Origin of the sequence: Oscillatoria nigro-viridis PCC 7112 (assembly GCF_000317475.1) — a bacterium.
In the GTDB taxonomy this organism is placed as follows: domain Bacteria; phylum Cyanobacteriota; class Cyanobacteriia; order Cyanobacteriales; family Microcoleaceae; genus Microcoleus; species Microcoleus nigroviridis.
On the sequence record NC_019729.1, the window covers coordinates 2,288,657 to 2,302,363 of the forward strand.

At 46.5% G+C, this 13,707-nt stretch carries 14 protein-coding genes; 8 read left to right on the plus strand and 6 right to left on the minus strand.

Going from position 1 to position 13,707, the window contains the following annotated elements:
• Positions 1–170 precede the first annotated feature (170 nt).
• From OSC7112_RS35515 to OSC7112_RS09780, 3 genes are all read left to right on the plus strand, one after another.
• Positions 171–461, plus strand: coding sequence for a beta/gamma crystallin-related protein (locus tag OSC7112_RS35515; protein ID WP_015175748.1), 291 nt, complete (start codon positions 171–173; stop codon positions 459–461).
• Between the two features lie 485 nt (positions 462–946).
• A complete protein-coding gene (locus OSC7112_RS09775) occupies positions 947–2,713 on the plus strand; it encodes an ABC transporter ATP-binding protein (protein WP_015175750.1) in 1,767 nt (588 codons plus the stop codon).
• Positions 2,714–2,755: 42 nt separating this feature from the next.
• Positions 2,756–3,619, plus strand: a complete 864-nt coding sequence (locus OSC7112_RS09780) for a class I SAM-dependent methyltransferase (RefSeq protein WP_015175751.1) — start codon at positions 2,756–2,758, stop codon at positions 3,617–3,619.
• Between the two features lie 197 nt (positions 3,620–3,816).
• Here the strand turns inward: OSC7112_RS09780 and OSC7112_RS38020 are convergent, their stop codons facing one another.
• The 4 genes from OSC7112_RS38020 to OSC7112_RS09795 all read right to left on the minus strand — a co-directional run bounded on the left by OSC7112_RS38020 (position 3,817) and on the right by OSC7112_RS09795 (position 4,740).
• Positions 3,817–4,053: a hypothetical protein gene (locus tag OSC7112_RS38020; RefSeq protein ID WP_150111519.1), complete on the minus strand. Its 237-nt coding sequence runs from the start codon at positions 4,051–4,053 to the stop codon at positions 3,817–3,819.
• Positions 4,054–4,236: an NfeD family protein gene (locus tag OSC7112_RS09785; RefSeq protein ID WP_015175752.1), complete on the minus strand. Its 183-nt coding sequence runs from the start codon at positions 4,234–4,236 to the stop codon at positions 4,054–4,056. It lies immediately after the preceding gene.
• Positions 4,237–4,315: 79 nt separating this feature from the next.
• Complete coding sequence (locus OSC7112_RS09790; protein WP_015175753.1) at positions 4,316–4,504, minus strand: NfeD family protein; 189 nt, start codon at positions 4,502–4,504, stop codon at positions 4,316–4,318.
• Positions 4,505–4,533: 29 nt separating this feature from the next.
• A complete protein-coding gene (locus tag OSC7112_RS09795) occupies positions 4,534–4,740 on the minus strand; it encodes an NfeD family protein (protein WP_015175754.1) in 207 nt (68 codons plus the stop codon).
• 214 nt (positions 4,741–4,954) lie between these two features.
• On the opposite strand from OSC7112_RS09795, the gene OSC7112_RS09800 reads away from it, so the two are divergent.
• The 4 genes from OSC7112_RS09800 (at position 4,955) to OSC7112_RS39555 (ending at position 9,512) form a co-directional block, all read left to right on the plus strand.
• Entirely contained in the window at positions 4,955–7,366 is a 2,412-nt protein-coding gene (locus tag OSC7112_RS09800; RefSeq protein ID WP_015175755.1) for a tetratricopeptide repeat protein, read from the plus strand.
• Positions 7,367–7,427: 61 nt separating this feature from the next.
• Positions 7,428–7,775 (plus strand): VOC family protein, encoded by a 348-nt coding sequence (locus OSC7112_RS09805; protein WP_015175756.1) that lies wholly within the window; start codon positions 7,428–7,430, stop codon positions 7,773–7,775.
• Between the two features lie 329 nt (positions 7,776–8,104).
• Positions 8,105–9,364 carry a rod shape-determining protein RodA gene (gene rodA, locus OSC7112_RS09810; protein WP_015175757.1) on the plus strand — a complete coding sequence of 420 codons (1,260 nt, stop codon included), beginning with the start codon at positions 8,105–8,107 and terminating at the stop codon, positions 9,362–9,364.
• A 10-nt stretch (positions 9,365–9,374) separates the two neighbouring features.
• Positions 9,375–9,512 (plus strand): hypothetical protein, encoded by a 138-nt coding sequence (locus tag OSC7112_RS39555; RefSeq protein WP_190274358.1) that lies wholly within the window; start codon positions 9,375–9,377, stop codon positions 9,510–9,512.
• A gap of 169 nt (positions 9,513–9,681) precedes the next feature.
• On the opposite strand, the gene OSC7112_RS35520 is transcribed toward OSC7112_RS39555, so the two are convergent.
• Positions 9,682–9,930, minus strand: coding sequence for a hypothetical protein (locus OSC7112_RS35520; RefSeq protein WP_190274359.1), 249 nt, complete (start codon positions 9,928–9,930; stop codon positions 9,682–9,684).
• Positions 9,861–11,228: a proton extrusion protein PcxA gene (locus OSC7112_RS09815; RefSeq protein WP_015175758.1), complete on the minus strand. Its 1,368-nt coding sequence runs from the start codon at positions 11,226–11,228 to the stop codon at positions 9,861–9,863. The genes OSC7112_RS35520 and OSC7112_RS09815 overlap by 70 nt, the downstream gene beginning before the upstream one ends.
• Before the next feature lie 52 nt (positions 11,229–11,280).
• On the opposite strand from OSC7112_RS09815, the gene OSC7112_RS09820 reads away from it, so the two are divergent.
• The gene (locus OSC7112_RS09820) at positions 11,281–13,491 is read left to right on the plus strand and encodes a hypothetical protein (protein WP_015175759.1); all 2,211 of its coding nucleotides are present in this window, start codon (positions 11,281–11,283) and stop codon (positions 13,489–13,491) included.
• Positions 13,492–13,707: the final 216 nt, after the last annotated feature.

The window sequence follows — 13,707 nt, forward strand, 5'->3', positions numbered from 1 at the left end:
TCAACTCAATGACTAAATTTTGTGCGATGGGTGGTTCTCGTGCTGAGGGTGGGTTTCATAGGGTGCATTGAGTTAGGGGAAAACTGCCTCTAACTCGAAAAATTCAGAAATTGACTACTGGAATCGTCTTAAGGGTGTAGACACTTCAAGAACCAAGAGACAGCAAAGAGATGGCAAAAGCAAAACTATATACTGACATCAATTATCAAGGACGAACGGTTGATGTCACTTCAGACATAACCGACTTTACAACCATTGATTTTAATGACAAATTGTCGTCTATCATAGTTGAAAGTGGCACATTTACCCTTTACAGTGACGTTTTTTTTCAAGGACGTTCAGTCACTATCTGTTCTAAGGGAGGACCATCAAGCGATGGAAAATACCCCTCTGACATATTCTTAGGAGGGTTGAATGACTATTTTTCATCGATTAGAGTTAACTCTGATGAGCCTAAATAACTAGCGATCGCTCCTCACCATGATTTGATTCAGGAGTCAAGAGAGCATCGCTCCTTGGTTCTAATTTCGTCTAATTGATTGAATGTATCCGTAATATTTTATTCAGATTACTGATGCAGTATGACTGATAATTGCGGTAGGGTGAGCACGGACAGCCCTGTCAAGGTGGTGAATTTGAGCAGGAGAAAAAGGAGAAAACCGCTATTTCACGTTCCGATTTTTCAGACTGCAAGCAAGGAAAATTGCCTGGGGGAGCTTGGGCGCGCGTTGGATAAAGACGCTGAAACGTCGGTCAACCGGTGCCGGCGCGGTGGGCTACAAACTCAACCGGTACGCAGTGCACACCCTACAAAATACGAGATTTCAAGCGGAGAGAGGGACTTTTTGACCACCTTGACAGGGCTGGCATTGCCCACCCTACAGATTGAGAAGCTATCTAGATGAAACCTGCCAAATTCACAATATAAAAATTCCCCCCATCAACCATGCAGCAAATTATTTGGTTTATAAAAACAATAAGTAAATATCTCGGCTCCTACCGATGGCAATTTATTTTAATGTTTGGCTGTCTGATTTTCGATGCAGCCTTTGATTCTGTCCTAAGAGTTAGTTTGAAATTTATTGTTGATGCAGCAATTATTCCTCAAAACTATAAACTTTTAGTTTTAATCATCTCCCTGTTTGGCGTAGGCGCGATTCTCTACACTGTCATTGGTTTACTGGGCAACTTTTTAGGAGCGCGTTTGGGCATTGTCATCATCAACAATATTCGGCGCTCCCTATTCGAGCATCTCCAAAATCTGTCAATGGAGTTTTTTGGGCGACGTTCAGCCGGAGATATTGTCAAATGTCTGATTTCCGACGTACAGCAAGTAGAGAATGGTTTAATTACGATGGGGCTAACCGTCGTTGTTTTAGAAATTAGCAGCATCCTATTTACTACTATTTTCATGTTCTCACTTAACTGGCAGTTAGCTACTCTAACTTGCATTGGTTTAACCATCTGTATCATTGCCCCTGCCCCCATTGCTCAGATGGCTACTTCTCAAGGCTATCATGTGCTACAAAAGGAAGGAGAAATTGCCAGCATTGTTGAAGAAAATATTCTCTCCCAATCTGTTGTCAAACTATTTGGGATGGAACGCCGAGCTACCCAGGATTTTGCCGCTGACTTGAATGACTTGCAACGGGTTTATGTTAGGGCAACATTTTTGTCCTACTTGGTGCAAAAAGTCCCCATGATTCTTTTTGTCATAACCCAGCTTGTGATTTTGAGTATCGGTGCAGTGATGACCTACCGCAATTACATTTCTGTAGGAACTCTAGTTTCCTATCAGGTTTTGTTGTTGGGCTTAAATCTGAATATTATTGGCTTTACGGGTTCGCTTCCAATTGTCATTGATGGAGTAGCCGCTCTACAACGCATCAATGATATTCTGTCAGAAACGCCTGCGGTTCGGGACAGGCTAGATGCGGTTGCATTGCCGCATTTTACCCAAGATATTTGCTTCGATCGTGTCAGCTTTAACTACTCTGCCGAAAGAATGGGGGTGAAAAATCTCTCGCTGAAGATTCGCCGGGGTGAGTATGTCATGTTTGTCGGGCAGAGTGGCGCAGGCAAAAGTACGATTGTGAACTTACTAACGCGCTTTTACGACCCAGATCGAGGACGCATTTTGTTAGATAAAATCGATTTGCGTCATGCAACAGTACGCTCCCTCCGTTCTCAAATTGGACTGGTTTCTCAGGAGGTAATTCTGTTTAACACAACTGTGCGGGAAAATATTCGCATGGGGGATTTAGAAGCCAGTGACGCACAGGTAGAAGCTGCCGCCAAAGCCGCTGAAATTCACGATTTTATTCTTACTTTGCCCCAAGGTTATGACACTCCTGTCGGTGACAGAGGCGGACAATTATCGGGGGGACAACGACAAAGAATCGCCCTTGCTAGAGCCTTAGTCAGAAATCCCGCTATTTTGATTTTAGATGAAGCCACATCCGCCCTTGACTTGGTAACAGAAGCGGGTATCCTCGCCACTATCGATCGCATTGCCAAAAAATGTACTGTGATTATGATTACCCACCGCATCACCCATGCCTTGCGTGCCAATCAGATTTTTGTGTTAGAAAACGGCAGCATTGTTGCATCGGGTACCCATACCGATTTGCTGGAACAAGAAGGACTCTATGCCACACTTTGGCAACAGAGTCATCACTCTCATAACGACTTGACAATGCTTGCCCATTCTTAATCACAAACTTGACCTGTACTGAATATCTTGGAGTTGAAAATAATGACTAACACAAATGAATCTAAATGGCTCATCCCCTCTTCTAGTCGCCTTGCCTCAAAATCTCTTGAAGAAGAGAAAGCGATGTGGGATGAAACCCACAAAGATTATGCTGGCAAGGTTTTCAGCTTGACACAAGACCCTGACCTTTGCAAAGCCCTGATCCGTCCTTACAATCAATCTTCCTGCTTTGATATTCCCAATTCTCCAGACATCCAAGTTCTGATTCCTAGCTGTGGCTCGGAAATTCATCTTCAGAAGGCATTACTAGAGTTTTGTCCGCAAATTGGCAAAATTTACTGCACAGATTTTTCCCAAACCGGAATTGAAAAAGCACGGGAAAATTGGCAAAAAGCAGATGGAGATTCCCGGCTTAACAGCCAACAATTAGTTTTTGAGAAAGTTGATTCTACCAAAATAATAGAAGAAAGACCCGATTGGAAAGAAAAATTTGATTATGTCCTAGCGGTTGCTGCAGTTGTCTCCAGTGAGGATGAAATCAATCGCCAGATGATACACGAATTTTCTAAAGTTCTCAAACCAGGTGGTAAGCTCTACGGCTTTTTTCCTACCATCTTTTGTCCTTTAGAAATTGCCCATTTAAGTAAACCCCACGCTTATTGGGTAACAGAAGGGCTAGTCAATGTACCGCACAACACGCTTCACGGGCGGGATTGGCATTATTCACAGATAAATTATACGCCCTTGCGCTTGAATCGCATCTTTAAAGAAGTGGGTTTTAAACGGCTAAATTTTGAGATTTATTTTTTGGATTCGGAAATTTTAGCTAACGTTCTGAAAGAGGATATCGAGCATGACGATCCCGATATCTATCTCTGGACTCTTCTCGTCCGGTATGAGAAATAGGACTTAGGCATTTGGGCGAAGCATCTCGCTCGATGCTTCGTTTCACTAACCATGACACATAGGCTTTGCGTAAGTAGGGACACGGCGAAAGCCTTTGTCCCTCTTCGTGTCAACAACTAGGTTAAACCCGCAGTCCGGCAAGGGTTGAAACCCCTGCCTCAAAGCTAAAGTCCTCGCTATGAGGACTGAAAAACTCATTAGTCCTCATAGCGAGGACTTGCGCTATGAGACAGGGAATTCATTCCCTGGCGGTCTGGCGGACTGGCGACTGTCAGCGGCGAGTTGTGGTTTAGGTCAAACTCTAGAATCTGGAAATTAACAGAGGCGAGAAGTACGATCGCCCGCTTGAAGAGAAATGTATCGAAATAGAAACGCGATCGCAAATTTATTTGTTCTACCCTCCGATAACTCCCCACCTCCAGATTGTTTCCCAACTACGCTTCAACTATCAGAGTAATGTTTTCAAGTCTCACGACGCGAACCACTTCACCGGGTTGCAAAGTTATTTCTCGCACGCACTTGGCAGGCCACCAACTGCTTTGAAATCGCACACTGCCGGACTGATTCGGTTTAATTTCTTCTTCAACGATCGCTCTTTCTAAATGGCTGACAGTCATGATTACTTTCTCCTGATTGTAGGTTGGTCTGAATGTTGGAATGCTATAAACTTATAGCTCGACTCCCTAACCCATTGATTTATAACGATGCTTCAACTATCAAAGTAATATTGTCAATTCCCACAACGCGAACCACGTCACCAGGCTCAAAAGTCAGATCTAGATCGCACTTCGCCGGCCACCAACTGTTTTGGAAACGAACGCGACCGCACTCATTAGGTCGAATTTCTTCATCCACGATCGCTTTTTCGGAATTGTCAAAATTCATGATTGCTCACTCCCGATTGTAGATTTGGCTTAACTTTCAGAATCGATCGCAAACGAGGCTGCAACGATCAAAGTAATATTGTCAATCCCCACAACGCGAACCACCTCACCGGGTTCAAAAGTCATGTCTCGATCGCACTTCGCCGGCCACCAACTGTTTTCAAAACAAACGCGGCCGGGCTCATTAGGTCGAATTTGTTCATCTACGATCGCTGTTTCAACATCGTTAATAGACATAGCTGCTTTCTCCTGAATATAAACTCGACTCAATTGGTGGGTAAGTTAGAAGCTTGCCTGTCAACTTCCCCTCCACACTCAACAGTATCGCCGGCCGACCTCGGCCGTGTCAGTCGGTAAAAGTCTATACAAGTCCGCTGTTTGAGCGTGTAAGCGAGTCGGAAAAAGTCTGTTAAAGTTGTGTCATATGGGTAACGCTAAACCTGGTGACTAAATGGAAGCCGATCGCGCACTGGATTTTACCAACTCGTTACTTGTGGCTCGAAACCTGAAAACTCTCGACAACCTTGACAGCGCTATCTTTCGCGAAGCATGGATCGGGGTGCAAGGCAGGACGTACCAACAGGTTGCAGATAGTGAAGGGTATGGAGTAGGGACTGTTAAGGATGCTGCCTCTAATTTGTGGAAGCGGCTTTCAGCTTTGTTTGGAGATGGCGAAAAAGTCAAAAGAGACAACCTTCAAGCGGTAGTAGAACGGTATTGGCGCAGCTACTCGAAACTAGAACCCCAGTCGGGACAAACTGTTCCAGCCCAAGTATCTCTCGGACTTGATGCGGAGTTGGAAATCGAAAACCCGAATTTTTTGGGCCGGTGCGGGGCGATCGAAGATCTCAATACTCTTGTCGCCCAAGGTGCAAAAGTGATTGTCATCCAAAGTGCCGGCGGTATGGGCAAAACAACTTTGGCCAGAGAGTATCTCAAATCTCAAGGGTTCGATCGAACCATTGAACTGTTGATGGCAAAAGAGACAGAGAACATTACAGCTTTGGAAAGCGCGATCGAAGAATGGCTGAAGCAAGACTTTCAGGAAGAACCAGGGCCAGACTTTGGCGTCACCTTGGGGCGGTTGAAGCGGCAGCTTCAGACTCACAAAGTCGGCGTATTAATTGACAATTTGGAAGCTGCACTCGACGGACAAGGTAAGTTTATTGAACCGCACCGGCTTTACGTGGAACTGTTGCGAGTTTTGGCTGACGCAGCGGTGCAGTCGGTAACGCTGATTACGAGTCGCGATCGACTGTGCGATTCAGATGTAACCGTCGAACACTACCTGCTTCCGGGATTAGAGGTAGAAGTTTGGCGGCAGTTTTTTAGCTGCCGCAACATCAATATAGATGATGTCGCCCTCAAGGAAATGCACAAAGTTTACGGCGGCAATGCCAAAGCAATGGGTATTATTTGCGGCACGATCCGAGAAGATTTTGACGGAGATATGGCGGCTTACTGGCTGGAAAACAGCGATCATCCGCTCGTTGAAACTGACTTAAAAAATTTAGTTACCAGTCAATTCAACCGCCTCCTCGAACTCGATTCCGAAGCCTATCAACTCCTCTGTCGCTTGGGCTGTTACCGCTATCAAGACGTGCCGACAGTCCCTACTGACGGAGTTTTGTGCTTGCTGTGGGACGTGCCCGAAGCCGGACGCCGACAAATCATTAAATCGCTGTTGCACCGATCGCTAGTCGAGTCTCAGAAGGGCGAATACTGGCTGCATCCAGCAATTCGGGAAGAAGCGGTCGATCGGCTCTCGCCCGGAGACTGGGAAACTGCAAATCGCAAAGCAGCCGAGTTCTGGACAGAGAGTGTTGAAAATATTGAGACTGTAGAAGATGCCCTGAAAGCTTTTGAAGCTTACTATCATTATGTGGCAATTAGCTGTTTCGACCAGGCCGCGAGCGTCATCCTCAAAAAAATCAATATCCAGTTTGCCAAAGATTACAAGCTCGGTAGAGCGCTCTACAAATTAGGTTTCTTGCAGCCAATAATTTCAGCAACTACTCGCATCCTCAACAATGTGACTTCTGATTATTATTTGAGCGGTTTATACAGTCTTTTAGGCATTTGTTATCGGATCTTAGGCGAAATCAATCAAGCCATAGAATGCCATCAAATGTCAGAAATAAAAGCAACTAAATCTTTGCAAATTATAGCGAAAAGCAGCGAACCTGAAAACGGCCAACAAGCTAATCTGGAATTTTGGAAAGTTAACGCTGCAATTAATATAGGTTTTTGTCAAATAGAAATGCGGGAATTGGAATCAGCTATGGAGATATTTGTCAAGCTGAAAAATTCGCGGGACGAAAGCGGGAGCAATAGCTATTCGATCCATGTCGGGTTAGCTTTCCTCAACTCCTGTGTCGGAACCAAAAAAGAGGCGGTGAAACTCGCCGAAAAACTTTATGCCGATCGGGAAGACAGTCAGTTGGTGGGTACGGGATACAAGTTAGTTTTTCTCGCCGCCACCTATCAAAACCTGGGAGAGACGGAGAAAGCTTTGAGCTTGTACCGCCAAGCGATCGCCCAAGCCGACCAAAATCAGTACACCACCATCAAAGCCAAAGCTCTCAGCGGTATCGCCGAACTGTACCGCGAACGGGGAGAATTCGATCGAGCCCTGCAGCACCATGCAGAAGCAATAGAAATACTCGATCGAGCCAGCGCTAAATTAGACCGAGCCGAAGCTTGCTATCAACTAGGACTAACAGAACAAAAACTCGGTAACATCGAGAAAACCCAAGAAAATTTTGACCGCGCCATTCAACTGTTCAGCGAAATGGACGCTAGCAAACAAGTAGAAAAAGTACAGTTAGCAGCCACAAAAAAAACAGAAAAAATACCTAATTAATCGAGCAACAAATCAGAAAATAGATACAATAAACGAAAGAACAACCATAAACTTTGTAGATATGAAACTAAAACGATTGGGACACGTAGCCGTCTGCGTGCAAGACATAGAGAAGTCTGCTGAATTCTACCGCAACTTGGGCATGGAGTTAGTCTGGAAAGATGCAGACTGGGCTTATTTGAAAGCAGGAGAGGACGGATTGGCGCTGTTGAGTCCGAGTTACGACCAAGCAGGGCCGCATTTTGGGTTTGTATTTGACGATCGTACAGAAATGGAATCCGCCTACCAACAACTCAAAGCCGATGGTGTTTCCGTCACCCGCATTCACGAACACCGCGACGGTACTGCATCTTTTTACGGCAGAGATCCAGATGGGAACGGCTTCGAGTATCTTTACGAACCGGCCTGACGATTGTAGGGCTTACCAATCAAAACCCAAGAAACCGGGTTTTTAGCGGTTTCTGCGAGTTGTAACGTGTCTTCTCGACAAAACCCGGTTTCTGACCACGTGCGCGAACTAAATTAAGTAAGCGCCCAGAACAAAATAGAATAGCCAGATACCCGGCGCAGGCGTTCCTTCTTCCGTTCCCGGAACATCCCTACAACTCCCCGAATAATTTGAGGTACTCACACCGACGCTTCTCAAGTAAGGTGCAGACTCTGAATCCGAACTATATCCACAACTTCCGAAAATCGGCTCGATAATCTAAAATCTAAAATCTAAAATCTAAAATCCTCATGTTGCAGAGAATACAAGTCAGAAACCGCTGGAAATTCATCTTCAAACCCTGGGAAGAAGCAGACCCTTGGCTGTTCGCCGCTTGCATCGCCCTCACCATCTTCGGGGGAATCATGATCCGCAGCGTCGAAATCAACCAGGGGCTGATCGACTGGTGGCGGCACTGGGTAACAGGGGCAGTCGGTTTGTTCCTCGCCATCATCATTTCCCGCTGCCGTTACCAAATACTGATTGAGTGGAAATGGCCGATTTACATATTAATCAATTTGTCGCTGATCGCAGTGCGGTTTATCGGTACTACAGGACTCGGGGCCCAGCGGTGGATCAACATCGGCGGCTTTTACCTGCAACCGTCAGAATTTGCCAAAGTAGGCATGATTGTCACTTTAGCAGCTCTCCTGCACGACAAGACTGTCCCCACTGTCCGGGATATGTTGAGGATGCTGGCGATTATGGCTGTACCCTGGGGATTGATATTTGCCGAACCAAATTTAGGTACTTCGTTGGTGTTCGGCGCGATCACAATGGGGATGTTTTACTGGGGTAATGTCAATCCCGGCTGGCTAATATTGCTATTCTCTCCTCTCATCTCTGTTCTCCTCAATAACCTGTCTATACCGATTTGGGTAGCCTGGGTAGTTATTGCGGGTATTATCGCTTGGCGAACCCTGCCTTGGCCCTGGTTGGGGACTTTCGGTGCTGTGCTGGTGAACGTTGTTTCGGGACACGTCGGACATATTTTTTGGAATGTGCTCAAGGATTATCAAAAAATGCGCCTGACAGGGTTTTTAAACCCCGAGAAAGATCCTTTAGGCAGCGGGTATCACTTGATTCAATCTCGGATTGCTATTGGCGCTGGGGAACTGAAGGGCCGGGGTTTGTTTCAGGGAACGCAAACTCAGCTTAACTTTATTCCCGAACAGCATACGGACTTTATCTTTTCAGCTATTGGCGAAGAATTGGGGTTTATTGGCTGCATTTGCGTGCTGTTTGTGTTCTGGTTAATTTGTTTCCGGTTGGTGATGCTCGCTCAAAGTGCTCACGATAATTTTGGTTCTTTGCTGGCGATCGGCGTACTGTCAATGTTGATTTTTCAGGTGTTCGTAAATATTGGGATGAACATTGGCTTGGCGCCGGTTACGGGCATTCCGCTACCTTTCCTGAGTTACGGGAATGCGTCGCTGCTGAGTAATTTTCTCGGCCTGGGACTGGTGGAGGCGGTGGCAAGCCAGCGACAGCGCAAGAAGCGTTGGAATTAGGTAATTGGTAATGGGTAATGGGTTTTGGGAATGTGATCGCCCTTTTGATTTCTTTCGAGAAATTCTGCGGGCGATCGCATTTTTTGTCGATCTGCCGCATCTAAATTTTACGCTTCCTGAGCCGAGCCTTGATGACTGGCAAGTTTGATAAAATTATTGTGGGGTGCGCGCGAGAACCCGCCCCAAAATAAAATTTAGAGACCCAACAGCTTAAGTATATCAACTTAATTAAACCACTCCTGACCCAAACAATAAATGCTTTTGTTCGCTATGGGTGAGCCACTCTGTGTGCAGTGGACGCCCTACAGAGGACGTTCTTAATGCCTGAAACAATTGCTATTATTACATCTTTTTTTTTCTTCTTCCTTCTTCCTTCTTCCTTCTTCCTTCTTCCTTCTTCCTTTTTCCTTCTTCCTTTTTCCTTCTTCCTTTTTCCTTCTTCCTTCTTCCTTCTTCCTTCTTCCTTCTTCCTTCTTCCTTCTTCCTTCGCCTCTGATTATTCGTTCATATTCTTGTACGTAGCAACAGCCGAAGGCGAACTCCGGTTTAAATAACGAAATATCCAATACTTAAATACCGTATCCAAGATAACTGGAAACGTCGCAATGAACAGAAATATAAACTGCCTATTTTCTGGCAGTCCTAAATGCCTCGATAAACCTTCTAGAATTATTTCCCAACCGTGAGGCGAGTGGAATCCGACAAACACATCCGTAAACAAAATAATTACGAAAGCTTTCGCACTGTCGCTGAGGCCGTAAATCACATCGTCCATGAAAGACTTTAAAATCTCAATCTCTTTCTTGTTAGTGACGATTATCGCGACAAAGGCTATGCAGGACATCAAATCGGCAAAAATATTTTTAATGGCTCCACCACTTTCAGCGCGGTATTCCTCCGCTAGCTCAACTGCTCTCTCGGCAATCTTCTTTTCCGTTTCCTCTAAAGAAAGCGAGGGAGCAGTGCCTATTAACCTTTCAAATTTGAGGTGCTGCTCAAATCTATCCAGTTGTTCCAGGGCTTCTTCTTCCATGTCAATATTTATGAAGACGGGAGCATTTTCTTGCCCTCGAAAATTGTCAACTATCGGTCCCACTAGAAAGTTTTTGGAGATTTGATTCGTCAACAGGGGAACTAAAATCAAAAGCAAAATAAATCTGAGAGAAATAATTGTTTTTACTTTGGAATTGCGAAAGTTTTTGACTACTTCTTTTTCAGCTCCCGGATCTAAATCTTTAGTAATTCGATTCAAAGTTCCCAAAAGCGATCGCGGCAATAAATTCACTTCTTCATAGTTAGTGTCAACCTCACCATCGTGAATTTGAACATAATTAGCTGAGCCTTTATTTTTTTGGTCAGGTGGAGAGCTGCTATTTGTTGTAGATTTTGACGCCAGATTTACTGAACCGACAACCGGGACAATTGCAGTTGACTTACTATTATTAATATACTTGTCGATGACTCCATCAATAAACTCTAGCTTCTCAAATACAAGGGATGCTCGATCTTTATTGTCAAGACCTAATCCGTGCTGGTGACGATCCGCGCTCTGTCCCGCCTTCGGTTTTGCCCCCACGCGCTCCGGCAATTCCAAAAAAGAACGGCTAGCATTAAACTCAACCATTCTGGTTTGGATGACCTTGAGGTATTTTTTCAGTTCGGATTGAAAGTAAGACAGGGTGCTATGTCCGTAATCTCCCGATCGCTCAGAGATTCCTTGACCGCCAAAATGCTCGTCTTCGATCGCCTTAATTGCTAACGCAGCATCGTAAGCCTGTTCTAGCGCTCTCTCAGGCGTTTCTCGATACCATTGGTTAGCGCTGTAGAGATATTTTACAATCCTGTGCCACGGAGAAGTATTCATAGCTAAAGCTTGTTAGTTTGCTGTAGACATTATTGATGAAAGTATTCATGGTATGGTAACAGATTTACATAAATTGGGAACTGCCACGGAGGATTCAATTTGGATTGTCGGATCGGCCCGCAGCGGCAAAACCGCTCGTTTAGTAGAGCAGTTCTGCATTTGGAGCAAAACTGTCAAGCCCCAGCCCACAACAGTTTCAGGGCGATCGAATTCCGGGCGGCGGCGGGCTGGACAAACTGCCCCAGCAATTTTAGTCTTAGCAGCTAACGGAGACAACCGGCTGGAATTAGCCGATCGCATCGCCGTCGCTACCGAAGGAAAATATACCTTTCACTCCACAACGCCCTTCGGTTTTTTTGAGCAGGAGGTATTGCTATTTTGGCCGCTGCTAGTTCAGTCGCTGGAAACACGGGCTCAATTTCCCCTGCGGCTGCAACCTGAAACAGAACTGGAACTTGCCGCGAGACTCTGGCGTCGCGAATTAGACGAAGGCATTTTGCAACAAACAGGGGTAAGTCCAAACCGAATGGTGCGTCGAACACTAGACTTATTACAACTTGCTGCTGTCAGCGGTACGCCCAGAGAAGAGATTCCCAGCATTCTGGAACAGGGATTTGCTGGTGACGGCGGCTCGAACAACCTGTGGACTAGCACGGGAGAGTTGCTGGAAAGGTGGCGCGAATGGTGCTTGACGCGGGGGTTTCTGACTTACGGGATTGTTTGCGAACTCTACTGGCGCTATTTGTTGCCGGATGCCACTTACCAGCAGCATTTGTCCTCTAGATACCAAGCTGTCATCGCAGACGATGTTGACGATTATCCGGCGATAAGTTGCCATTTGTTCGATCGAATGCTCGACTTCGGTGCAGCGGGCGCATTCTCCTACAATCCGGATGGAGGGGTGCGTTTGGGCTTGGGGGCTGACACGGAATACCTGGCCCGACTCGAGGGCCGCTGTCAAAGCGTGGAAAATTTGGACGCCCAAGCCGGTTTAGCCGCAGAGATTGGAGATTTAGCGGTAAGTTTAGCAGTTAATTCTGAGGGTTTTTATCCTTTAGGCTTGAGTTTGCCCGGATCGGTTCGATCGCTCCAAACCACTTCCCGCGCTCAACTGCTGCGAGAAACTGCCGAAATCATCGTGGATGCGGTGAAGTCACAAGCCGCCCAAGCGCAGGAAATCGCCGTAATTGCCCCGGGGATGGATGCGATCGCCCGTTACAGTTTAACGGAAATTCTCGCGCGAGATGGTATCGCCGCCGTATCTCTCAACGATCAGCGTCCCCTATCGACTACCCCAGAGATTCGAGCTTTGCTGACTTTGTTAGCCTTAGTTTATCCGGGACTCGGCCGTTTAGTCGATCGAGACGGCGCAGCCGAAATGCTGGTAGTGTTGGGCAGCCAAAAACACCGTTCATTGGAAACAGAAGATTCCAACTCGACGTTCAATCTAAAATCTCAAATTCACAATCAAAAATCGATCGACCAAGTGAGAGCAGGTTTAATCGCCGATCACTGTTTTTGTCCAGATATCGATCGACCTAAATTGCTGCCAATTACAGCTTTTCCCCGGTGGGACAGAGTGGGACACCGAGCAGCTAGGGCCTACGAGCACATTGTGGAGTGGATCGAACAACAGCGGTCGCAACAGCAGGAGCGGCTGTTGCCGAGCCCAATTGCCCTGCTCGATCGAGCGATCCAGAAATTTCTCATGAACGACAGATACCTGCCCTACGATCGGCTAGCAGCCTTGCGCGAGTTAATGGAAACCGCCACCCACTACTGGGAAATCAACGGGCGAATGCAGCGCGTAGAACCAACAAACGGCGGCGACTCAGAAACGATCGCCCGGTTCATCCAGTTGTTGCGCCAAGGAACCGTCACCGCCAACCCCTTTCCAGTGCGTCCAGAAGGCCCAGCAGCCAGAGCCGTCACCCTCGCCAACATCTTCCAGTACCGCAGCAGCCGCCGCGCCCACAAATGGCACTTTTGGCTGGATGCCGGCTCGCCCCTGTGGCTGAGCGGCGGTGCGGCGACATTGTTTGGCGCTCCCTTATTTTTGCGATCGCAACAGGGGCGTCCCTGGGAAACCGAAGAGGAAACGGCCGCCGACCAACAGCGACTGCGGCGAATTCTGCTAGATTTGTTAAGTCGCTGTTCCCTGCTTTACCTTTGCCACAGCGAACTATCCGTCAGTGGACAAGAACAAACCGGGCCGCTTCTGCCCCTAATTAACAGCTCTGTCTCTTGTCAGCAGTCAGCATAAGGCATTCACTTCTGCAGGCAAGAGGCACATCTGTATTCAGCATTCGAGATTCGGAAAGAAAAAATTATGACGGCGAAGATTTTTATTTTTTCTGATTCTGGATAAATACACCGGGCTCACTCCAAGCGCGACTTCTAGGTTCTCTCGAAATGGCGCGATATTAAAGTATACCCAACATAGGCCTCAAAACGTGCAATCATTAATATTTTGAGATCA

Coding starts and splice junctions, on each gene's coding strand:
- OSC7112_RS35515 (WP_015175748.1), top strand. CDS start 171: ATGGCAAAAGCAAAACTATATACTGACATCAATTATCAAGGACGAACG.
- OSC7112_RS09775 (WP_015175750.1), top strand. CDS start 947: ATGCAGCAAATTATTTGGTTTATAAAAACAATAAGTAAATATCTCGGC.
- OSC7112_RS09780 (WP_015175751.1), top strand. CDS start 2,756: ATGACTAACACAAATGAATCTAAATGGCTCATCCCCTCTTCTAGTCGC.
- OSC7112_RS09785 (WP_015175752.1), bottom strand. CDS start 4,236: ATGACTGTCAGCCATTTAGAAAGAGCGATCGTTGAAGAAGAAATTAAA.
- OSC7112_RS09790 (WP_015175753.1), bottom strand. CDS start 4,504: ATGAATTTTGACAATTCCGAAAAAGCGATCGTGGATGAAGAAATTCGA.
- OSC7112_RS09795 (WP_015175754.1), bottom strand. CDS start 4,740: ATGTCTATTAACGATGTTGAAACAGCGATCGTAGATGAACAAATTCGA.
- OSC7112_RS09800 (WP_015175755.1), top strand. CDS start 4,955: ATGGAAGCCGATCGCGCACTGGATTTTACCAACTCGTTACTTGTGGCT.
- OSC7112_RS09805 (WP_015175756.1), top strand. CDS start 7,428: ATGAAACTAAAACGATTGGGACACGTAGCCGTCTGCGTGCAAGACATA.
- rodA (WP_015175757.1), top strand. CDS start 8,105: ATGTTGCAGAGAATACAAGTCAGAAACCGCTGGAAATTCATCTTCAAA.
- OSC7112_RS39555 (WP_190274358.1), top strand. CDS start 9,375: ATGGGTAATGGGTTTTGGGAATGTGATCGCCCTTTTGATTTCTTTCGA.
- OSC7112_RS09815 (WP_015175758.1), bottom strand. CDS start 11,228: ATGAATACTTCTCCGTGGCACAGGATTGTAAAATATCTCTACAGCGCT.
- OSC7112_RS09820 (WP_015175759.1), top strand. CDS start 11,281: ATGGTAACAGATTTACATAAATTGGGAACTGCCACGGAGGATTCAATT.